This is a genomic window from Photobacterium rosenbergii, from assembly GCF_003026455.1.
Lineage (GTDB): Bacteria > Pseudomonadota > Gammaproteobacteria > Enterobacterales > Vibrionaceae > Photobacterium > Photobacterium rosenbergii.
Window position 1 is genome coordinate 146525 of sequence record NZ_PYMB01000008.1, and the last position, 22613, is coordinate 169137.

At 39.4% G+C, this 22613-nt stretch carries 21 protein-coding genes; all 21 read left to right on the top strand.

Features of this window, described 5'->3' with window-relative positions:
* Positions 1–2: 2 nt before the first annotated feature.
* The 21 genes from C9J01_RS17240 (at position 3) to tagD (ending at position 22592) form a co-directional block, all read left to right on the top strand.
* Positions 3–1229 carry a glycosyltransferase family 4 protein gene (locus C9J01_RS17240; protein WP_107299366.1) on the top strand — a complete coding sequence of 409 codons (1227 nt, stop codon included), beginning with the start codon at positions 3–5 and terminating at the stop codon, positions 1227–1229.
* Entirely contained in the window at positions 1222–1827 is a 606-nt protein-coding gene (locus tag C9J01_RS17245; protein WP_107299367.1) for a sugar transferase, read from the top strand. Before C9J01_RS17240 ends, C9J01_RS17245 begins: the two co-directional genes overlap by 8 nt.
* A complete protein-coding gene (locus C9J01_RS17250) occupies positions 1817–2785 on the top strand; it encodes an ATP-grasp domain-containing protein (RefSeq protein WP_107299368.1) in 969 nt (322 codons plus the stop codon). Before C9J01_RS17245 ends, C9J01_RS17250 begins: the two co-directional genes overlap by 11 nt.
* Positions 2769–3431 (top strand): HAD family hydrolase, encoded by a 663-nt coding sequence (locus tag C9J01_RS17255; RefSeq protein WP_107299369.1) that lies wholly within the window; start codon positions 2769–2771, stop codon positions 3429–3431. The genes C9J01_RS17250 and C9J01_RS17255 overlap by 17 nt, the downstream gene beginning before the upstream one ends.
* A complete protein-coding gene (locus C9J01_RS17260; RefSeq protein ID WP_107299370.1) occupies positions 3425–4603 on the top strand; it encodes a DegT/DnrJ/EryC1/StrS family aminotransferase in 1179 nt (392 codons plus the stop codon). The genes C9J01_RS17255 and C9J01_RS17260 overlap by 7 nt, the downstream gene beginning before the upstream one ends.
* 43 nt (positions 4604–4646) lie before the next feature.
* On the top strand, positions 4647–5813 hold the full coding sequence (locus C9J01_RS17265) for a nucleotide sugar dehydrogenase (protein WP_107299371.1): 1167 nt from the start codon (positions 4647–4649) through the stop codon (positions 5811–5813).
* Between the two features lie 260 nt (positions 5814–6073).
* Positions 6074–6994, top strand: a complete 921-nt coding sequence (gene galU, locus C9J01_RS17270; RefSeq protein WP_107299372.1) for a UTP--glucose-1-phosphate uridylyltransferase GalU — start codon at positions 6074–6076, stop codon at positions 6992–6994.
* Positions 6995–7015: 21 nt separating this feature from the next.
* Positions 7016–8980 (top strand): polysaccharide biosynthesis protein, encoded by a 1965-nt coding sequence (locus C9J01_RS17275; RefSeq protein WP_107299373.1) that lies wholly within the window; start codon positions 7016–7018, stop codon positions 8978–8980.
* A gap of 95 nt (positions 8981–9075) precedes the next feature.
* Complete coding sequence (glmU, locus tag C9J01_RS17280) at positions 9076–10440, top strand: bifunctional UDP-N-acetylglucosamine diphosphorylase/glucosamine-1-phosphate N-acetyltransferase GlmU (protein WP_107299374.1); 1365 nt, start codon at positions 9076–9078, stop codon at positions 10438–10440.
* A gap of 379 nt (positions 10441–10819) precedes the next feature.
* On the top strand, positions 10820–12166 hold the full coding sequence (glmM, locus tag C9J01_RS17285) for a phosphoglucosamine mutase (protein ID WP_107299375.1): 1347 nt from the start codon (positions 10820–10822) through the stop codon (positions 12164–12166).
* A gap of 270 nt (positions 12167–12436) precedes the next feature.
* Positions 12437–12868: an arsenate reductase/protein-tyrosine-phosphatase family protein gene (locus C9J01_RS17290; protein ID WP_107299376.1), complete on the top strand. Its 432-nt coding sequence runs from the start codon at positions 12437–12439 to the stop codon at positions 12866–12868.
* Between the two features lie 475 nt (positions 12869–13343).
* Positions 13344–14408, top strand: coding sequence for a dTDP-glucose 4,6-dehydratase (gene rfbB / locus C9J01_RS17295; protein WP_107299377.1), 1065 nt, complete (start codon positions 13344–13346; stop codon positions 14406–14408).
* 10 nt (positions 14409–14418) lie between these two features.
* Positions 14419–15291 (top strand): glucose-1-phosphate thymidylyltransferase RfbA, encoded by an 873-nt coding sequence (gene rfbA, locus C9J01_RS17300; RefSeq protein WP_107299378.1) that lies wholly within the window; start codon positions 14419–14421, stop codon positions 15289–15291.
* An 11-nt stretch (positions 15292–15302) separates the two neighbouring features.
* A complete protein-coding gene (gene rfbD, locus C9J01_RS17305; RefSeq protein ID WP_237156999.1) occupies positions 15303–16190 on the top strand; it encodes a dTDP-4-dehydrorhamnose reductase in 888 nt (295 codons plus the stop codon).
* 54 nt (positions 16191–16244) lie between these two features.
* Positions 16245–16811: a dTDP-4-dehydrorhamnose 3,5-epimerase gene (gene rfbC / locus C9J01_RS17310; protein WP_107299380.1), complete on the top strand. Its 567-nt coding sequence runs from the start codon at positions 16245–16247 to the stop codon at positions 16809–16811.
* A gap of 3 nt (positions 16812–16814) precedes the next feature.
* Positions 16815–17885, top strand: coding sequence for a Wzz/FepE/Etk N-terminal domain-containing protein (locus C9J01_RS17315; RefSeq protein ID WP_107299381.1), 1071 nt, complete (start codon positions 16815–16817; stop codon positions 17883–17885).
* 36 nt (positions 17886–17921) lie between these two features.
* Positions 17922–18698 (top strand): glycosyltransferase family protein, encoded by a 777-nt coding sequence (locus tag C9J01_RS17320; protein WP_107299382.1) that lies wholly within the window; start codon positions 17922–17924, stop codon positions 18696–18698.
* The gene (locus tag C9J01_RS17325) at positions 18691–19821 is read left to right on the top strand and encodes a CDP-glycerol glycerophosphotransferase family protein (RefSeq protein ID WP_107299383.1); all 1131 of its coding nucleotides are present in this window, start codon (positions 18691–18693) and stop codon (positions 19819–19821) included. Before C9J01_RS17320 ends, C9J01_RS17325 begins: the two co-directional genes overlap by 8 nt.
* A 26-nt stretch (positions 19822–19847) precedes the next feature.
* Positions 19848–20912 (top strand): glycosyltransferase family 4 protein, encoded by a 1065-nt coding sequence (locus C9J01_RS17330; RefSeq protein ID WP_146157090.1) that lies wholly within the window; start codon positions 19848–19850, stop codon positions 20910–20912.
* Positions 20890–22134: an MATE family efflux transporter gene (locus tag C9J01_RS17335; protein WP_158264554.1), complete on the top strand. Its 1245-nt coding sequence runs from the start codon at positions 20890–20892 to the stop codon at positions 22132–22134. The genes C9J01_RS17330 and C9J01_RS17335 overlap by 23 nt, the downstream gene beginning before the upstream one ends.
* The gene (tagD, locus tag C9J01_RS17340; RefSeq protein WP_107299386.1) at positions 22131–22592 is read left to right on the top strand and encodes a glycerol-3-phosphate cytidylyltransferase; all 462 of its coding nucleotides are present in this window, start codon (positions 22131–22133) and stop codon (positions 22590–22592) included. Before C9J01_RS17335 ends, tagD begins: the two co-directional genes overlap by 4 nt.
* The last annotated feature ends 21 nt before the right edge of the window (positions 22593–22613 follow it).

The window sequence follows — 22613 nt, forward strand, 5'->3', positions numbered from 1 at the left end:
ATATGAAAATTCTTTATTTACACCAATATTTTGCAACACCAGAATCTAATGCTGGAACCCGTTCATATGAAATGGCAAAAAGACTTATTTCAAAAGGGCATGAGGTAACATTTGTAACGAGTTCGGCATATTTATCGAAAAGTTATAATCTAAAAGATGGATGGAATGAACTTGATATTGAAGGTATTAAACTTCATGTCTTGCATTTACCTTATTCAAATAATGATAGCTATTTAAAAAGAATCATCAAATTTTTACAATTTTCATTTAAATCGACTGCTAAGTCTCTTAAAGTGAAATCTGATGTTGTATTTGCTACGAGTACTCCTTTAACAATAGCCATTCCAGGCCTCATATACTCCAAACTGAAAAAAGTACCGTTAGTGTTCGAAGTAAGAGACTTATGGCCTGAACTTCCTGTTGCTGTAGGTGCTATAAAAAATCCTTTCCTAATTAAAGCTGCTGAAACACTTGAGTCGTATACTTATAAAAACGCTACTCGATTAGTTGGTTTATCCCCAGGAATGTGTGAAGGTATTGAGAGGCATGGGATCCCATCAAATAAAATCACATTAGCAACTAATAGTTGTGATACTGATCTATTTGATGTCCCAAGTCACATTGGAGAAGATTATATAACTGATAAGCTTAGTTTTTTAAATGGTAGGAAGTTAATTACCTATACTGGCACATTTGGTGTGATCAATAACGTTAGCTATTTAGTTGACTTGGCTGAAAAATCACTTTCATTAGATCCATCTTTATGTTTTGTTGCTATTGGCGAAGGGATGCAGAAGGAAGATGTTATCAGCTATGCTAAAGATAAAGGTGTATTTAATAAAAATCTTTATATTTTGAATGGCGTGCCTAAAACTGAAATTGTCAAATTATTATCTGCAGCAGATTTATCTCTTTCTTTGTTTGGCCCTGTTAAAGAAATGTGGCATAACTCTGCGAATAAACTATTTGATGCGTTAGCCTCAGCAACACCTATCGCTATAAATTATGGTGGCTGGCAAAAAGATTTTATACAGGAACACAATTGTGGTCTTGTTTTAAATTCTACTGATTATGAAGAAGCATCACGCATGTTGTCTGACTTTATTAATAATAGTCAAGCTTATAATGATGCTAAAGATAGCTGTCGAAACTTAGCTTATAACCATTTTTCTAGAGATATCATGGGTGATCGACTTGAGATAACAATTCGTGAGGCTGTAGATGCTTAAAAGACTTTTTGACTTTGTTTTGTCAACTTTAGGGCTGATTGTTCTATCGCCTGTTTACTTATTGATATTTTTTAAAGTTAAAAAAAATCTCGGTTCACCTGTTCTGTTTCGACAGGTTCGTCCTGGAAAGGATGGTAAACCTTTTGAGATGATTAAGTTCCGTACCATGAAAGATGCTATTGGCCCTGATGGTACGCCACTGCCTGACGAAGAAAGGATGACGGTGTTTGGCAACAAACTTCGTGCTACAAGCCTCGATGAATTACCAGAACTGTGGAATGTAGTAAAAGGTGAGATGAGCTTGGTTGGTCCAAGACCGCTACTAATGGAGTATCTCCCTTTGTATAATGACGAGCAACGTCGCCGTCATGAAGCGCGCCCTGGTGTTACCGGTTGGGCTCAGGTCAATGGCCGTAACGCAATTAGCTGGGAAGACAAATTCAAGTTAGATGTCTGGTATGTGGATAACTGTTCGTTGTTGCTTGATATTAAAATCATCTTCTTAACCCTCAAAAAAGTATTTATTAAAGAGGGGATCTCGGCAGATAATCATGCGACTATGCCTGTATTCAAAGGATCCAAAGCAAATGAGAAGTAATGTATTGGTGCTGTCAGCCGGCCGTCGAGTCGAACTGGTTGAAGAGTTTCAAAACGATCTGAAAGCGTTGCTTCCTGAAGGCAAGGTTTATTGCACCGACATGTATCCAAAGTTGTCTTCGGCTTGTTTTGTCGCTGATGGCTATTTCGAAGTACCCAGGGTAACCGACGCTACTTATATCTCCAAGATTCTGGAAATCTGTAAGCAGAACAATATTGGTTTGGTTGTGCCGACGATTGACACCGAGCTTGAGCTATTGAGTGAAGAGCGGCATCAGTTCGATAGCTTAGGTGTTCATGTACTTATCTCTGATCCCGAGCTTATTGCCCAGTGCCGTGACAAGCGGAAAACGGCGAGGTTGTTCGATAACCTTCGAGTTGATCAGCCCAAAATACTGAACAGGGATAAATTAAGTTTCCCGTGTTTTTGTAAGCCTTACGATGGAAGCTGTAGCAAGGGGGCGTTGGCCATTCATACAGAACAGGATCTGACATCTGAGTTATTGTCGGATCCTAAGAATATGTTTATGGAGTTGGTGCCAAAAACATACAGTGAATATACCATTGACGGCTATTATACCCGTGATGGTGTATTGAAATGCCTAGTGCCAAGGAAGCGCTTAGAAGTACGTGGTGGCGAAGTCAGTAAGGGTCTTACCAAGAAAAACTTCGTTTATGACTACCTGCTTGAACGTGTAGGCCAGCTACCCGGTGCCCGTGGTTGTATAACCTTCCAGCTGTTTGTTAATGAGACAGAGCTGGCAATCAAAGGGCTTGAAATCAATCCTAGGTTTGGTGGTGGCTACCCTCTTGCTTATGCCGCGGGGGCAAAATTTCCCGAGTATGCAATCAGGGAGTTTTTGCTTGATGAGGAGGTTAATTTCAAGAGCGACTGGGTAGCTGATTTGCTGATGCTCCGTTACGATGCAAAGGTTCTACGCCATGATCATACCGAGTGATACATTTTGGGTTTTTGATTTAGACGATACCCTTTATAAAGAAAGAGATTATCAATTGTCTGGCTTTGATGCCGTGGCCAACTTGGTACAAAAGACCTTTCATGTTGATGTTGTTGACGTCATTCAGAGTGCACAACGAGGCAACTGTAATGTCTTAGATAGTGTTTGCTCTTTTTTGGATGCTCCTTCAAGCGTAAAAGAAAGTTTGCTTTGGTGTTATCGGTTGCATACCCCTAATATCTGCCTGGATATTGCAGCAAGAGATGCACTTGATTATGTTGGTTTACATTCTTCAGGTATTTCTATTCTGACGGATGGACGGGCTTTTTCGCAACGTAGCAAAGTTAACGCCTTGGGCTTACAAGACTACAGCTTGTATATTTCTGAGGAGTGGGGGGAAACGAAACCTGCTCCCGGGCGTTTTCAGGCTATTATGGATGCAAATCCAAATATTTGCTCTTTCGTGTATGTTGGCGACAATATCAAGAAGGACTTTGTTACTCCCAATCAAATGGGCTGGGTCACTATAGGGTTGAAGGATAATGGGCGTAATATTCACCCCCAGCATCTGCATAACATTGAGCCTCATTTTTTACCTACTGTTTGGGTTGATTCCCTGGAAGAGATTAAGAGTTTTATATGCTGAATACTCCTTTTTCACCATGGCCATCTTTTACTGAAGAAGAAGCCGATGCGGTACGTGATGTACTGCTGTCAAATAAAGTAAATTACTGGACCGGTATTGAGTGTCGTGAATTCGAAAAAGAATTTGCGATGTGGGCTGGGTGTGAATATGCCATTGCTTTAGGTAATGGAACGCTTGCCTTAGACGTGGCCTTGAAAGCGTTGGGTGTTGGTTATGGTGATGATGTCATTACTACCCCACGCACATTCCTTGCCTCTGCATCTTCGATAGTGACGTCTGGAGCAAACCCTGTATTTGCGGATGTTGACCTAAATAGCCAAGCAATTACTGCTGAGTCTATTGAAGCAGTGCTTACCCCTAGTACTAAGGCTGTTATCGTTGTACACCTAGCGGGTATGCCTGCAGAGATGGATGCCATTATGGCTCTTTCTAAGAAACACGGCTTCTTCGTTATTGAAGACTGCGCTCAGGCTCATGGTGCGAAATACAAAGAAAAAAGCGTTGGTACCATCGGTCACATTGGGGCATGGTCTTTCTGTCAGGACAAAATTATGACCACCGGCGGCGAAGGTGGCATGGTAACGACTAATGATAAAGCGCTGTGGTCAAAGATGTGGAGCTACAAAGATCACGGTAAAAGCTTCGAAGCCATTTATGAACGCCAGCATCCACCGGGTTTCCGTTGGTTACATGAAAGTTTCGGTACTAATTGGCGTATGACCGAAATGCAGGCTGTTATAGGCCGTATTCAGCTAACTCGTATGAATGATTGGACTGCTAAGCGCCAAGCTTATGGCAAGATGATTGATGATGCTGTTTCTGGGCTGAGTGTTGTACGTACTGTTGATGTACCTGAATATAGTGAGCATGCTGAATATAAACATTATTTGTTTGTTGAACCGCAGTACCTAGCAGAAGGTTGGACTCGTGATCGTGTTGTAGAAGCCATTGTCGAGCAAGGTGTTCCTGCTTTTCAAGGCAGTTGTTCTGAAGTATACAATGAGAAAGCATTTGATAATACGCCATGGCGTCCAGAGATTCCGTTAGAGAATGCAGTTCGGTTAGGGGAAACAAGCTTGATGTTCTTAGTTCACCCTACACTGAAGCAAGAAGAGATGAATAAGGCTGTTGAAATTATTAAATCTGTTCTAAAACAAGCTTTGAAAAAATAATTATGAGGGCATTTGCCCTCTTTTTATATGGAATGTAATTAAAATGAAAATTGCAGTTGCTGGTACAGGCTATGTCGGTCTGTCAAATGCTGTGCTATTAGCTCAGCATCATGAAGTTATCGCTGTTGATATCATCGAAGATAAAGTGAATATGCTTAACGATCGTGTTTCACCGATTGTTGATACAGAAATTGAAGACTTCCTGGTGAATAAAGAACTGAACCTTACGGCTACGCTTGATAAACAATTAGCATATAAAGATGCTGAGTTTGTCATCATTGCAACCCCAACTGACTATGATGTTGTTAATCACTACTTTAATACTTCATCTGTTGAGGCTGTGATTCAAGATGTGATGGAGATTAACCCAAATGCGGTAATGGTTATTAAGTCGACCATTCCCGTTGGTTACACAAAGCAAATTAAAGAACAGTTTGGCAGTGATAATATCATCTTCTCACCTGAGTTCTTGCGTGAAGGTCGTGCTTTGTTTGATAACCTTCACCCATCTCGAATTATTGTTGGCGAACAGAGCGTTCGTGCGCAGACTTTTGCTAATTTATTAGTCGAAGGTGCGATTAAAGAAGATATCAAAGTCTTGTTTACAGACTCAACGGAAGCTGAAGCAGTTAAGTTGTTCTCTAACACATATCTTGCTATGCGTGTTGCTTACTTTAATGAGCTCGATTCCTATGCTGAATCTCATGGGCTAGATGCTCGACAAATTATTGAAGGTGTTGGTTTAGACCCTCGCATTGGTAGCCACTACAACAACCCATCTTTTGGCTATGGTGGTTACTGTCTACCCAAAGACACTAAGCAGCTTCGTGCCAACTATCAAGATGTGCCAAATTGTTTAATTGGTGCAATTGTTGATGCCAATACCACGCGTAAAGATTTTATTGCAGATTCGATCATTAGCCGTAAACCAAAGACAGTAGGTATTTATCGCTTAATCATGAAATCTGGCTCTGATAATTTCCGTGCGTCTAGTATCCAAGGCATTATGAAACGAATCAAAGCCAAAGGTATTGATGTGGTTGTCTATGAGCCAGTCCTTGATGAAAAAGAATTCTTCCATTCTGCAGTAATTCAAGATCTCGAACAGTTCAAAAGCATGTCAGATGTCATTGTATCTAATCGAATGGCTGAAGAGCTTGCTGATGTCGCTGAAAAAGTTTACACACGAGACCTGTTCGGAAGCGATTAATTGAGGTAGCTGGAATGTGTAAATAGCTTGGTCAATTTGCACTATTAATAACTTCTTTTTATACCGTTAACATACATCCCCTTAATCAAATCTGGCTCAACATATATTAGATAGTTGAATATCTTTTTTCTTTCTTACTATGCCATAATCATGAACCCGTAGGCTTTGCTTACCAGTTTTATTTGTATGAATAGTTTGAATGGTATTGTGAGCCTATCTCTATAGAGTGACTTTTACGTTAACTCTATTAAGGAAATATGATGAAAAAAATTACAAAAGCCGTCATTCCAGTGGCAGGGCTAGGAACGCGTATGCTTCCTGCAACGAAAGCTATTCCCAAAGAAATGCTACCGTTGGTGGATAAACCTCTTATTCAATATATTGTTAAAGAATGTATTGAAGCAGGTATTAAAGAAATAGTTTTGGTTACACATTCATCAAAGAATGCCATTGAAAACCACTTCGATACCTCTTATGAACTTGAAGCGACGTTGGAAAAGCGAGTTAAGCGTCAGCTTCTTGATGAAGTACAATCCATTTGCCCACCTGATGTAACGATCATGCATGTGCGTCAAGGTCACGCTAAAGGTCTTGGTCACGCAGTATTGTGTGCTAAACCACTTGTGGGTGATGCGCCTTTTGCTGTTGTTCTGCCAGATGTCATTTTGGATGAATACACTGCTGATCAGTCGGTTGAGAATTTAGCTGCAATGGTAACCCGTTTTGAAGAATCTTCTGCTTCACAAATCATGGTTGAGCCTGTGTCGATGAATGAAGTTTCAAAGTACGGTGTTGTTGACTGTGAAGGTGCTGTGCTTCAAGGTGGCGAGTCTCATGCTATGAAGGCTATGGTAGAAAAACCAACTGTTGAAGATGCACCTTCAAACCTTGCAGTCGTTGGCCGTTATATTCTCTCATCAAAAATCTGGGATAAGTTGGCGATCACGCCACCTGGCGCGGGTGACGAAATACAGTTAACTGATGCTATTGATATGTTGATGGCTGAAGAAACGGTTGAAGCTTTCCACATGACAGGTAAATCTCATGACTGTGGTGATAAACTAGGATATTTGAAAGCGTTTGTTGAGTACGGATTACGTCATCGAGACTTTGGTGATGATTTTAATTTATATTTAAAAGAGTTGATTCAACAACAGAGTCCTTTAAGAGCTGTAAGTTGATATAAGAAAAACTGGTGGGTTATGAAATACTCTGATGAATTTTTAGGCTTTTCGAGAGCTAAAAAGCGAGTCATCAGCATGCTGATAGACAGTATGTTTATCTTTATCGCATTCTGGGGTGCTTTTGGTGTTCGTTTTGGTCACTTTGAATATATCGCAGAAATTGAGCTTTGGCAGACCTATGTCATATTGACTGTAGTAACTATCGCTACTTTCGTTAAGCTTGGACTATACCGTGCTATTTTACGGTACTTAAGTTTTCATGCGCTATTAGTTGTAAGCACTGGTGCCTTGATATCTGCGGTAGCTTTGTCCGTCTCTGGTTTTTATTTGGATGATGCAGTTATTCCTCGTACAGTTCCGGTTATATATGGTGCTTTTTTAGCCTTGCTTGCCGGTGGTTCACGCTTAGTGATGCGTACACTGGTGTTCACTAAAAAGTCAGGCAGCAAGAAGCGTGTTTTGATCTACGGTGCCGGCTCTACAGGACGTCAATTGTGTATTGCCCTTCGTCAGAGCCAAGATTATATGCCGGTCGGGTTTGTCGATCAGGATCGCAGCCTTGTTGGTACCTATATTCTTGGCTTGAAGGTACTGCCAACCAATAAGATTGACTACCTTATTCATAGCTTGAAGTGTGAAAAGGTATTGCTTGCGTTGCCACGAGCTAGCCGTTCAGAGCGTAAAGCGATTTTGGACAAGCTTGCGAGTCTAACTGTAGAAGTGCTGACAGTTCCAAGCATGGAAGATATCGTTAACGGTGATGCCAAAATCGATGAACTACGTGATGTGCCCATTGAAGATTTGCTAGGCCGAGATCCTGTTGCACCCCGTCAGGAACTTATGGGGGCTGACATCACTGGTAAAGTGGTGATGGTGACTGGCGGAGGTGGCTCTATTGGCTCTGAACTGTGTCGGCAAATCATCATGCAGCGTCCAACCAAGCTGATTCTGTTTGAGTTGTCTGAATATGGCTTGTATGCCATTGATAAAGAGTTGCAATCTGTGGTTCAAGAGCATCACTTGGATGTGGAAGTCATTCCGTTGCTAGGTTCGGTGCAGCGAGTAAACCGCCTGCAAGCGGTAATGTCAGCATTCAAAGTACAAACCTTGTACCATGCTGCGGCTTACAAGCATGTACCCTTGGTTGAGTACAATGTGGTTGAAGGGGTGCGTAACAATGTGTTTGGTACCTTGTATACTGCACAGGCTGCGGTAAAAGCCAATGTTGAAACCTTTGTATTGATTTCAACCGACAAAGCGGTTCGTCCTACCAATGTCATGGGTACCACAAAGCGTATGGCAGAGTTGGTACTGCAGGCATTGGCTAAACAGAACACCAATACGCGTTTCTGCATGGTTCGCTTCGGTAATGTATTGGGCTCTTCTGGTTCGGTTATTCCATTGTTTAAAAAGCAAATTATAAACGGTGGCCCTGTAACCGTTACCCATAAAGATATTACTCGTTTCTTTATGACCATTCCTGAAGCGGCGCAATTGGTCATACAAGCTGGCGCGATGGGGAAAGGCGGTGATGTTTTCGTATTGGATATGGGCGAGTCTGTCCGCATTTCAGATCTGGCAGAGAACTTGATCAAGCTCTCTGGTTTGGAAGTGAAAACCGACGCCAACCCTCATGGTGATATTGAAATTCACTATACAGGCCTGCGCCCTGGCGAGAAGCTGTATGAAGAGTTGTTGATTGGTGACAACGTCAGTAAAACCTCTCACGAGCGTATTATGACGGCGCAAGAAATCAGCTTAACTTGGGATGAGCTATCAGTGATTTTGAATCAGCTTGACGAAGCTTGTCATAATTTTGAGCATCATCGTATCCGATCATTGCTTCTGGAAGCGCCGACAGGGTTTGACCCGACAGACGGCATCAGCGATTTGGTATGGCATGCGAAACATGATGAAGCTCTAACAGATAATGTTTTTGAAATGGCTTCATCAAAAGAGCAGTCAAACACAGAGATCGCTTAGTCTGCATATTTGTTCTAAATACCCACCTTTTTGCCCATCACTATGTGATGGGCTTTTTTCATCAGGTTTCTAATAAATCAATCCTAGGTAACAATATGAACTTTAGTACCGTGATTCTTGCTGCTGGCAAGGGGACACGCATGTACTCGAACTTGCCTAAAGTCCTTCACACTATGGCAGGCAAGCCGATGGTCAAGCATGTTATTGATACATGCCAAGCATTGAACTCTAACCATATTCATTTGGTTTATGGTCATGGCGGCGAGCAAATGCAATCTGTGCTGGCTAGCGAGACTGTCAATTGGGTTCTTCAAGCTGAGCAGTTGGGAACCGGCCATGCGGTAGCACAAGCTGCCTCACAATTTGCTGATGACGAGAAAGTGTTGATCACTTATGGTGATGTCCCGTTGATCAGCCAACAAACAATCTCTAATTTGCTTGAAGCGCAGCCTTCTGGTGGTATTGCGCTTCTTACTGTCATTCTCGATGATCCAACGGGTTACGGCCGCATCATTCGCAAGAATGGTCCGGTAGTGGCGATTGTTGAGCAGAAAGATGCCTCGGAAGAACAGAAGCTGGTGAAAGAGGTTAATACCGGTGTGATGGTTGCCAGCGGTGGCGATTTGAAGCGCTGGTTGGGGCTGCTTAACAACGAAAATGCTCAAGGTGAGTATTACCTTACCGATATCATCGAAATTGCCCATAATGAAGGCCGTGCGATTGAAGCGGTTCACCCTGAGAGAGCGATTGAAGTAGAAGGGGTGAATAACCGCGTTCAACTTGCAAGGCTAGAGCGTGCATACCAAGCTCTTCAAGCTGAGAAGTTACTTGAAAGTGGGGTGATGCTACGCGACCCTGCCCGTTTTGATCTTCGTGGTGAGTTACAGTGCGGCAAGGATGTTGAAATTGATGTCAACGTAATTATCGAAGGCAAGGTAACCTTGGGTGATAATGTCACCATTGGTGCTGGTTCAGTATTGAAAGATTGCGTTATCGCCGATAACACGCTTATTCGCCCATACAGTGTGATTGAACGCGCGCTGGTTGGTGCCGATTGCACAGTCGGTCCATTCAGCCGCCTACGCCCTGACACAGAACTGTTGGATAATTCGCATGTAGGTAATTTTGTTGAAACCAAAAATACCCGCCTTGGCTCAGGATCTAAAGCTAACCACCTAACCTACCTTGGTGATTCTGAAATTGGTGAGCGGGTAAACATTGGTGCGGGCACCATTACCTGCAACTTCGACGGCGCGAACAAATTCAAAACCGAAATTGCTGATGATGTATTCGTTGGTTCAGATACCCAGCTTATCGCCCCTGTCTCTATCGCCAAAGGTGCAACAATCGGCGCCGGTTCAACCATCTCCCGTAACGTCGGTGAAGGTGAACTGGTCATCACCCGTGTCGCTGCAAAGACAATCGAAGGTTGGAAAAGGCCGGTAAAAATCAGTTTCTAGAACCTTGAACTGAAGATTCTAGAGGCTAGATCCTAGATGGAAAGCACAAAGCACAAAGCATAAAGCAAAAAGAACTGGATAATAGGTCTTAAAAAGAGCAGGAAGAAGCTAATTGCAGCTTGTCATTTCTTATAAATTGCCAAGTAAAGTCCATAAGCTTACCTACTATCTTCTAGGCACCATTAACTTGAAAGCGTTTTTATCACCTAGGTTCAAGGAGTTAAGAACTAGTTCCTGATGTTATTCCTCTAAGGTATTCTCTTGTCTTTTGCTACTTCTAGGTTCTAGGAACCAGGAACTCGCACCTGATTTTTTACTCTAGGAACTAGGATCCAGGATCTTCTTCATCTTTTTAAAACTTCACACAATACGTAACAATATGACTAGAAAATATTTCGGCACCGATGGCGTGCGTGGCAAAGTGGGTGAGTACCCAATTACCCCTGATTTTGCATTAAAACTTGGCTGGGCGGCAGGGCGTGTATTGTCACGGCTTGGAACTAAAAAAGTAATTATCGGTAAAGATACTCGTATTTCAGGTTACATGCTGGAGTCGGCGTTGGAAGCAGGTCTTTCAGCGGCGGGTATCAATGCAATTCTGACCGGTCCGATCCCGACACCGGCCGTCGCTTATCTGACGAAAACTTTTCGTGCAGAAGCGGGTATCGTGATCAGTGCATCCCATAACCCATATTACGATAACGGTATCAAGTTCTTCTCTGAAAGCGGTGAGAAACTGCCGGATGAAGTTGAGTTTGCTATCGAAGCAGAGCTAGACAAAGATATCCAGTGCGTATCATCTGATTTGCTGGGTAAAGCTAAGCGAATGGACGATGCGGCTGGCCGTTACATTGAGTTTTGTAAAGGGACTTTCCCATCGTCTTTGTCCCTTGCGGGCATGAAGCTGGTAGTAGATTGCGCTAACGGTGCGGCTTACCACATTGCCCCTGCGGTATTTAGCGAGTTGGGTGCTGAGGTAATTGCCATTGGTGATAAACCAAACGGCCTCAACATTAACGAAAAGTGCGGCGCGACATCTATGGGTATGCTTCAAGAAGCGGTCGTCGAGCACAAGGCTGATATGGGTATTGCCCTAGACGGCGATAGTGACCGTATTATGATGGTCGACAGCCAAGGAAACGTGATTGACGGTGACCAGATCCTATTTGTACTGGCGAAGCAGGCACTGATTGACGGCCAGCTAAAAGGTGGTGTTGTAGGTACCCTGATGTCAAACATGGGCCTAGAAGTTGCTTTGGGTAAATTGGGTATCCCATTTGTTCGCGCCAATGTTGGTGACCGTTACGTGATGGAGCAACTTCTTGAGCGTAATTGGTGGCTTGGCGGTGAAAACTCGGGCCACGTGATTTGCCGTAACCTGGTAACTACAGGAGATGCTATTGTTGCAGCCCTTCAGGTGCTGGCAGTGGTATCACGAAGCGGTAAGAGCTTGGACACTTTGGTTGCTGATATGCCGATGATGCCTCAAATCTTGATTAACGTGCGTTTCGGTGGTGAAAACCAGCCTCTGGAATCTGAACTGGTTAAAGCTGCTGTGGTTGACGCAGAAAAAGCCATGGAAGTGGGTACAGATACGCCTAAAGGCCGTATCTTACTGCGTAAATCTGGCACTGAACCACTTATCCGCGTAATGGCAGAAGCGGAAACTGCAGAGATGGCACAGCAATGGGCTGAGCACATCGCTGAAGCGGTTAAAGCTGCCTGATTTTTATGCTGTAAAACCTAAAATGGGCGGTACCTCTGATGAGGTATCGCCCTTTTTCGTTTTAGCGGCTAGAAAATTTCTTATGCAGCAAGACCTCAAATGATGGCTAAGCACGTGACTGACCTCCTGTCTAAGGTACTATTGGCTTTTTCTTGGGCTGCAAAGCTGGTTTATATCCGGTAAACTGCCAGCTCAATTTTTTGTGTATTTAGGAAAGATGTCTAACGGCGAGGCCAAGAAGATAGCTTCCATATAAGAGTGAAGGACAATATGTTTAACAAGATCCTGGTTGTTTGTGTAGGGAATATCTGCCGCTCTCCATCTGGTGAGTATTTGCTCAAGCACCATCTTCCAAACAAACATATCGCATCTGCTGGTGTAGGTGCCTTGGTAGGAAAGCCCGCAGACAAAACTGCAGCAGAAGTCGCACTAGAGCATGGTATCAGCCTAGAAGGCCATGTTGCCCAGCAACTTACCAGTGAGTTGTGCAAAGAGTACGACTTGATCTTGGTGATGGAAAAGGGCCATATCGAAGCGGTGACAGGTATCGCCCCGGAAGCGCGCGGCAAAACCATGCTGTTTGGTCAGTGGATTGGCCAGAAAGATATTCCAGACCCATATCGCCAGAGCCGTGAAGCATTTGATTTTGCCTATGAACTGATCGATGATTCGGCGAAAGCGTGGGCGAAAAAAATCAGTTAAATAGTACTTTTGATAACAGGTAAGTTGCTGCTAAATATAAGCGATAGTCTGCAACATAATTAATAGTACGCTAATGATTAAAGGAAGTGTTTATATTATTTATTTGTATGCCTATTGCGAATATAAAATATAGATAACTATTAACGGAACTCTTTCAATGATAATCATTAAAAGAGTGAAAAATTGAATAGATTTTGTGCATTCCGAAATGTACTTTTAATGGCGAAAATTTGGCCCCTAGAAGATCACCTGCAACCTTGCTGATAAAATAGGATAAGCATATAATTTATCGTTTTTAGTTGAATTCGAGATGGTTGAATAGCAAGTAGGGGCTTTACCTAAGGGCGGTAGCATGTCTTTTTTGTCGCATTTTAGAGCTGCTGTTAAAAGGACAAGTTAGCTAAACCAATGAGACGGCTTTGGGCTGTGTTGCAGCTTATCGTATTTGATAGTGAATTGATAAAATCAGGTGTTTATGAAAATTTTAGTTACAGGTGGAGCGGGCTTTATCGGCTCAGCTGTTATTAGGCATATTATTGAAAATACAGAAGACTCTGTCATCAATGTTGATAAGCTAACATATGCTGGTAATTTAGAGTCATTGACTTCAGTTGAAAGCCATGAGCGCTACGCTTTTGAACAAGTTGATATTTGCGAAAGAGCCGCCTTAGATCTCATTTTTGAGGAACATAAGCCGGATGCTGTTATGCACTTAGCTGCTGAAAGCCATGTTGATCGTTCTATTGATGGGCCTGCTGCATTCATCGAAACTAATATCATCGGTACATATAACCTATTAGAAGCTGCCCGTAGCTACTGGAATAAACTAGAAGAAACCGAAAAAAAATCATTTCGTTTCCATCATATCTCTACTGATGAAGTATACGGTGATCTGGAGGGGACAGATGATCTGTTCACTGAATCAACCCCGTACGCGCCAAGTAGCCCATATTCAGCCTCTAAAGCATCAAGTGACCACCTAGTTCGAGCCTGGTTACGTACTTACGGCATGCCAACGGTCGTAACCAACTGCTCAAACAACTATGGTCCGTATCATTTTCCTGAAAAATTGATTCCTTTGATGATCCTTAATGCTTTAGACGGTAAGCCACTTCCTGTTTATGGTGACGGAATGCAGATCCGTGACTGGTTGTTTGTTGAAGATCATGCTCGGGCGTTGTACACAGTTGTGACGAAGGGTGTAGTAGGCGAAACGTATAACATTGGTGGTCATAATGAAAAAGCCAATATCGAAGTCGTAAAAACAATTTGTAACTTACTCGAAGAACTGGTTCCAGCGAAACCTAACGGTGTAGAGCGCTATGAAGATTTGATTACTTTTGTGACAGATCGACCTGGTCATGACGTTCGTTATGCAATCGACGCGACTAAGATTGCTAATGAGTTGAATTGGACACCGGAAGAAACATTCGAAACGGGTATTAGGAAAACTGTTGAGTGGTATTTAAATAATAAGTCATGGTGGAGTCGTGTACTTGATGGCTCGTACAGTATGGAACGTTTAGGTAGTCAAGGCTAAGGAAACCATTATGAAAGGAATAATCCTTGCGGGTGGTTCTGGAACTCGCTTGTACCCAATTACTCGAGGTGTATCTAAGCAGTTGCTTCCTGTTTATGATAAACCAATGATTTATTACCCGCTTGCAACCATTATGCTAGCGGGTATTCGTGATGTGCTGATTATCACGACCCCTGAAGACAATGAATCATTCAAGCGCTTACTTGGCGATGGCTCTGATTTTGGTGTGAATCTGGAATATGCCATTCAGCCAAGCCCTGATGGTTTGGCACAGGCCTTTATTATTGGGGAAGAGTTTATCGGTGATGAGAGTTGTTGTTTAATTCTTGGCGATAATATCTTCTATGGGCAATCATTCTCACGGACCCTTCGTAACGCTGCTGAACGTGGAAGCGGCGCAACAGTGTTTGGTTACCAAGTAAAGGATCCCGAACGTTTTGGTGTTGTTGAATTCGACACTGAAATGAAGGCTGTTTCTATAGAAGAAAAGCCGATTGAGCCGAAGTCAAACTATGCCGTAACTGGATTATATTTTTACGATAATCGTGTTGTTGATTTTGCAAAACGGGTAAAACCTTCGGAGCGAGGAGAGTTAGAGATCACATCTATTAATCAGATGTACTTAGAAGAGGGCGCTTTGAATGTTGAACTGTTGGGTAGAGGTTTTGCCTGGTTAGATACTGGAACGCATGAGAGTTTGCATGAAGCATCTTCTTTTGTTCAGACAATTGAAAACGTTCAGGGTTTAAAGGTTGCTTGCCTTGAAGAAGTTGCTTGGCGCAATGGGTGGTTATCTGATGAAGAATTGCTTGAAAAAGCACAGCCAATGTTGAAAAACGAATACGGTCGTTACCTAAAGTCATTAGTTAGCGAAAAACGTTAAGCCTACATGATATGAAAATGAATATGCTAAAAGTTTTAATTACTGGTTGTCATGGGCAAGTTGGAAGCTTATTGGTAGAGCAACTGTCAAATAAAGCAACAGTAATGGCTGTTGATCGTAATGAGCTAGATATTACTGACGAAAGCGCTGTTGAAAAAGCGGTTTCGAGCTTTCAGCCTGACATCATTATCAACGCCGCAGCGCATACTGCGGTTGATCGGGCCGAGGAAGAAACCTCCTTGTCTTATCAGATAAACCGTGATGGCCCTATGTTTCTTGCCCGTGCAGCAGAAAAAATTAATGCTGCGATGATTCATATCTCAACAGATTATGTTTTTTCTGGCGACGATGAAGGCGAGTATAGTGAAACCGATAAGCCCGATCCGCAAGGTGTATATGGCCAGAGCAAACTAGCGGGTGAGTTAGTTGTTGCAGAGGCATGTGAACGCCACATTATTTTACGCACGGCATGGGTATTTGGTGAGCATGGTAATAACTTTGTCAAAACGATGCTTCGTCTTGGTCGTGAACGTGATCGATTGGGTATTGTAGGCGATCAATTTGGTGGTCCGACGTATGCCGGTGATATTGCCGCTACCCTTATTAAAATTGCTAAAAAAATTCAAGCAGATGAAGAAGTTCAATGGGGCGTTTACCATTACTCTGGAGCACCAAGTGTTAGTTGGTTCGAGTTTGCTAGCTATATTTTCGAACAAGCTAAATGTCAAGGTGTGCTGGAAAAGTTGCCTGAGTTAAGCAGTATCACTACAGTTGAATACCCAACACCTGCTAAGCGCCCGGCAAACTCGAAATTATCTATGGATAAAATTGAGAGCGAATTTGGTATCAATGCTAGCGATTGGAAATCAGCTCTAGCAAACATTAAATCATATCAATAATTAATAAAATTTAAGTACCCAACTATAGTTGGGTACTGTTTTAAGAGAGTTAAAATGAAAGTCATTGATACTAATATCCCTGATGTAAAAATTATTGAGCCAACAGTTTTTGGTGATGAACGTGGTTTCTTTATGGAAACTTGGCAGCAAAAGAAATTTGAAGAGTTGGTAACACCTCGTTTTTTTGTCCAAGATAATCATTCAAAATCGAAGAAAGGCATTTTGCGTGGGCTACATTATCAAACAGAAAATACGCAAGGTAAGCTAGTTCGTGTTGTTTCTGGTGAGGTCTATGATGTTGCAGTAGATCTTCGTGAAGACTCTGAGACTTTTGGTCAATGGGTAGGTGTGTATCTTTCAGCTGAAAACAAGAAACAACTTTGGGTACCAGAAGGATTTGCTCATGGCTTTTTAGTAACAAGTGATGAGGCTGAGTTTGTGTATAAATGTACAGATTACTACAATCCAGCAGCAGAGCATTCGATAAAATGGAATGATACTGAGTTAAAAATAGAATGGCCAATTGAGATAGAACCTATATTATCTGATAAAGATAATTTTTCATCAGTAAATTTCAAAGATGCAATAAAACTAAAATCTGATAATAGTGGATCAAAGTAGATAATGAGCGAAGAGTTTGATAATGGGTATCATAGGATGAAATTGAATGGCAAAGACGAACTGAAGGGGATCATTTCCATTCTCATGCAAGGAAAATGGTTGATTTTAACGATCACTATAGCGTTCATGATCATTGGTGCAACGGTCGCTTTCAGTGTTCAACCATGGTGGACATCAAAAGCAAAAATAACGAAACCGATGATTTCAGATTATCCGGTGCTTTATTCAAATGTGAAGTCGTTGTCGCCCTACTTTAGTATAGAAAGTAGAAGTGGACAAATGATCGTAGACAAGTCGTTGGAGTCGATAATTGATGATGAATTAATATTTGATATGTTCTTATCGAACTTCGATAGCAATAATAATAAGCAAGAGTTCATCAGAGAAAACAGTGATTTTCAATCTTTATTTGATGGCAAAGAATTTGATACTGAGAATGCTAGAGACAACTTTATATCATCACTACTTCAATTGATTAAACTTGAGAAGTTAAAGTACAGCGATGATATTATAGTATCTATTCAGCTAACTTCTCAAAATGGCGCGAAAGATGCTCTAGAAAGTTATATTAATTTTGTAAACAAAAAAGTAGTCACACAAATATTGAACAATCTGCAAGCGATAGTTGGAGCAAAGAAAGATTTAATATTGAGTAAAATATCACTTCTAGAAGATGAATTAAAATTTAAGATTGAGTTAGAGAAGAAAAAAACTCAGATGGCTATAAAAATTGCAGAAGCTGCAAATATACAAAAGCCAATACTTACACCAAATGATAGCGAGAAGTATTTTTCAATTGCCTTGGGAGCGGAAGCGTTAAATGAAAAATTTAAAGTTCTAAAGTCTTTGGACAATCATGATTTATTTTCAGGTGATATAAATTATTACAAGACACAATTAAAACATTTGAATTCGTCGGTTGTTAATGATTTGACCTTACAATCATTTAATTATCTGGATCAACCGAGTTACCCATTTGGAAAAGATAAGCCTAAACGTTTATTCATTTTGATTTTAAGTATGATCTTTGGGTTTGTAACCGGTGTTGTGTTTGTTATTTTTAGAAAGTTATGATTATTAACAGACAACTTGTTAAATTAGGTTGATTTTATGAGTGTTTTTATAGCTGTTGTCTCACATGGACATGCAGACTTAATAAAGAAACTAGGTACATTAAAATGTCTTGCAAAAGAATTTAATGTAGTTGTGAAAAATAACAAGCCTGAAGATATAGAAAGTTACTGTAAGGAAAATGGAATATCGCTAATCGATAAAAGTTATGGGTTAGGGTTTGGTGAAAATAACAATTGTATTTTTGAATATTGCCGTAGTGATTTGGGCATGAAGGAGTCTGATCACTTTATTTGTCTTAATCCTGATGTAAAAGTGGGTAATGATCAAATAAGTAAATTAATAGAACTGATGATTCTAGATAACATAAAAATAGCAGGGATTAACCTCTACAAAGATTCAAACTATACAGTTTATGATAATTCAGTTAGGGATTTTCCACAATTTTTTGATTTTGCATCATCCTATTTAAGCAAGGAAAACAAAACTATTATAGACAAAAGAAAAATTGTTAATCCGAAAAAAGTAGGTTGGATAGCGGGATCGTTTCTTGCCTTCAGAGCAAGTCATTTTGAAAACCTTTTAGGATTTAATGAAAGATTTTTTATGTATTGTGAAGATATTGACATTTGTTACAGATCAAATGAAATTAATGAGCCAATAACATATTTCCCTAATATAAAAGCTTTACATTTAGCGCAGCATAGTAATAGAAAGTTATTTAGTATGCATTTCTTATGGCATGTGAAGAGTATTCTAATTTATTGCTTTGGGAAAAAATTGAAGGTTAAGTCACGGTTGGAAAAAAATGGCTAATGTGATTATGTACCTTTTGTATTTGAGAGCAATAATCATATTGCCTTTTTTATTCTTACTCAAAATTATTAGTCCTAATAAAAAAACAACTTGGATATTTTCATCTTGGAAAGGTTTAAAGATATCTGATAATAGCAAGTATTTTTACCTGTATCTTTGTGATAAAGAGCCAGAGGTTAACCTAATCTGGATCGTAAAAGATAGGAGTTTAGTTAAAAATACTAGTACATTATACTACTTAAGCCTGAAAGGCTTATATTATCAGTTAACTGCAGAGGCCTGTTTCTTTACTCATTCTATATTAAGCGATTTTCTTGGGCTTTATATTAAGTTATCTACAGCAAAAAAAGTACAACTCTGGCACGGGTCTCCTTATAAAAGGATAATGTACGATGCAAAAGGAAATTGGCTTTCTGACTTAAAGAAAAAAATCTTCGATAAATCTGATCTCTATATATGTGCAAATGATTTTTTCAAGGACTATATGGTTTCAGCATTTAGAGATGAAAGCTCAAAGTTTATTAGTTCAGGCCTTCCAAGAGTATGTGTTCCTGACAGTATAGAAAGCAGCAAAAAAAAATGTTTTATATACATGCCAACATTTAGAGATGGATATGAGTTTTCTCCACTATTTAAATTTGAAAGCTACGGTTGGGATGTAAATTTTATTAATGATAGCTTGAAACGTTTAGATTCTAAACTTATTATTAGATTGCATCCAAATGAAAAGTTAAGCCAATGCGTCATAGATGAAATTGAAAGTGCGTCCAATATTATATTAGATGAAAGTGATGATATATATGAAAATGTATTTAAATACGATGCTCTAATTACCGACTATTCAAGTATTGTTTTTGATTTCATGGCGGTGAGAAAGCCTATTATATTTGCACCATTCGATTTGGAAGAGTATCAAGAGCAAACAAGAGGTGTTTACTTTTCATATTCTGATATTTCTGTTAAACCATATGCAAAGAATTGGAGCGAAGTTATTGACTTATTGAAACGTCTATCTGACTACCCCCTTAATGACTTGGAACAAAAGGCTGAAAAATTCTCACAGGATAAAAATATTAATAGCTCTGAATATATACACAATCAAGTAGTGCGGAGATTCTTTTAGTGCATATAGTATATCTAGTTTCAAGCATGAAAAAGTCAGGCTTGACGAAAATAATTTATAACGTTGCTATTAATATTGTTAAAGATAGCAAAGTTTCAATTGTTGAATTGAATTCTGACAAACATGATAGTGAGTACAAAGCATCATTAAAATCCTTAGGGGTTGATTTCTACGATGCGAATGTTTCTAAAGTTAATCTACTTAAAAACATTAAAGATATTTCAAATATTTTGTCAAGTACTTCCCCTGATGTTGTGCACGCTCATTGTTTACGGAGTATCGTTTTTCTTAGCTTTGTAAAAGGAAATACTTATAAAAAAGTATGCACGATGCACAGCTACATAGTTAACAATTATGTGGGTGAATTTGGTAAGATAAAAGGGACTCTGCTAGCCAAATTTGTTATTAATAGAGTGAAAGTTTTTGATGAAATAATCTCTGTTTCTGAATCAGTTCAAAAATTATTTAAAGATAGAGAAAATTTATCAACATATGCGATCTGTAATGGTGTTGATAAAAAAGCGAAAGCTATTACCGAGTATAATACGATTAAACCTATTCCTTTTATATATACTGGAAGTATTTCTCACAGAAAAAGAATTAAGTTTTTATGTGAATCCATTATTAGCTACAATAATTTTTCATCGACTAAAATTAATCTGACACTGGCTGGTTCTGGTCCTCTTTTTAATGAAATATCTCAAAAATACTTAGAACATCAGAATCTATTTTTTTTAGGAAATGTTGAAGATGTAGATAAATATTTATCTGAGGGGGCTTATTTTATTTCGGCTAGCGCTTCTGAAGGTCTTCCTAATGCAGTTATGGAAGCTATGGCATTAGGTCTTCCCGTTATACTATCAGATATTCCACCTCACCAAGAATTGTTAGACGGTGATAGAATCGGTTATTCGTTCGAATTGGATTCTTATGATTCGTTATGCAAAACCTTGAATAAAGTAGTTGAACTTGAAGAGAGTGAGTACTTATCTTTAGCGAGTAAAGCTCATTTCAAGATTAATGAAAAATTTAATGTTGAAGTTATGGCTAACAAACACAAAGAACTTTATGAACAAATCATTATTAAATAATTTTCTGATTGTACTATGCAAAGTGATCTTTGTGTGTTCTGTAATGTTAGTGTCAATAGTAATTACTCGAGTTTTTGGTGTCGAAAAACTTGGTTTGTATGTTACTTTTGTTTTGTATAGTGGATTTGCTTCTTTAATATTTTTGTATGGTAATGCAAGTAAAGTTCTTTATTATTTACCTGGGAATGCAGAGTATGTTGTAAGTTACTTAAAAGCAATATTTAAGAATAAATTAATTATTGCTTCGTATATGATGTTAGTGATAGTTGTTTTTTCTTATATTATCCACATAAAAGAACAAGAAATTCATCTGTCCATCATTGTATTAACAGTTTTTTCCATGGTTTCATGTCTGACATACAACAGTCTGTTTTTGAATGTCTTTAACTCTATAAAGCAGCCAGTTAAAGGTATGCTCCTTTTTCAAGTGTTACCTCAACTATGTTTAATATTCTATGTTTCAATTTTTTACTTCTTTGATGAGGTCTTTATTCATTACCAATTTGAATGGTTGCTAGTTGCGTCATACTTGACAGCAATAGTTATTTCTTTGCCGTTCATACTTTCCAGTTTTGAAATAAAACTGACATCTAAGTACAATAAGCTCAGTTACTTTAAAGGCAGTTGGAGCTACTTTCTTGGAGCAGTATCGTTTTACTTATTAGGTAATACGGATTTGTTGATCGTTACCCGTGTTTTTGGTCAGGAGCAAATCGCTGCATACTCACTTGCTGTAAAATTTAATAGTTTAGTACTCTTCGCTAATGTGTTGGTAAATAGTTCATTTATTCCAAATCTTAGGGTTATGTTAAAAGAGCGCAAATCTATTAAAAATCTTATTTATAAATATACTTTATTGATTTTTTTATTTTCAATTTTTGTATCGATAGTTGTATATATCCCATTTGATTTTTGGATTGGACTTTGGGATAGTAGCTTATATGATTACTATTCGACATTTATTATTCTTGGTGTTGCAGGTATTGTTCAGTCGCTATTTATTTTAACTCCAGCCTGCTTACTCTGTACGAATAGACAAAAAGAGAACGCTAAGATTGAGTTTGTCACTTTTGTGCTGAATTTGATATTAAGCTTGTCCCTGCTTTACTTTGTTGGTGTTAATGGAGTTGCTTTGGCTACTCTGATATCAGTTGCAATTGCTGGTATTATAAGAAGTTTATTACTCTTAAATATATTTAGATCGAAAGAGGTGTTGCTTTGATTATCATTACTTACGGTACTTTTGACTTATTCCATGTTGGCCATGTCAGACTACTTAAGCGTTTGAAATCTTGTTGCGACGAGTTATATGTAGGTGTTTCAACAGATGAATTTAACTTGTCCAAAGGGAAAAAATCATTTTTTTCATATGATGAGAGGTCTGAAATAGTAAGTTCATGTAAGTATGTTGATCATGTTTTCCCTGAAAACTGCTGGGAACAAAAAGTGAGTGATATTCAGAAGTATAATGCTGACATATTTGCCATTGGTGATGATTGGAAAGGTAAGTTTGATTTTTTGAATGATCATTGTAAAGTCATGTATATTGAGAGAACTAAAGACATCTCGACTACAGATATTAAGTCATCACTATCTTCTATTAATGATAAAAAACTTGACGAAATTGAAGGTTCATTACATTCAATTATTGAGATAGTTAGAAGTATATCTGTCAAGTAACTCCTTAATTAAAGTTTAACT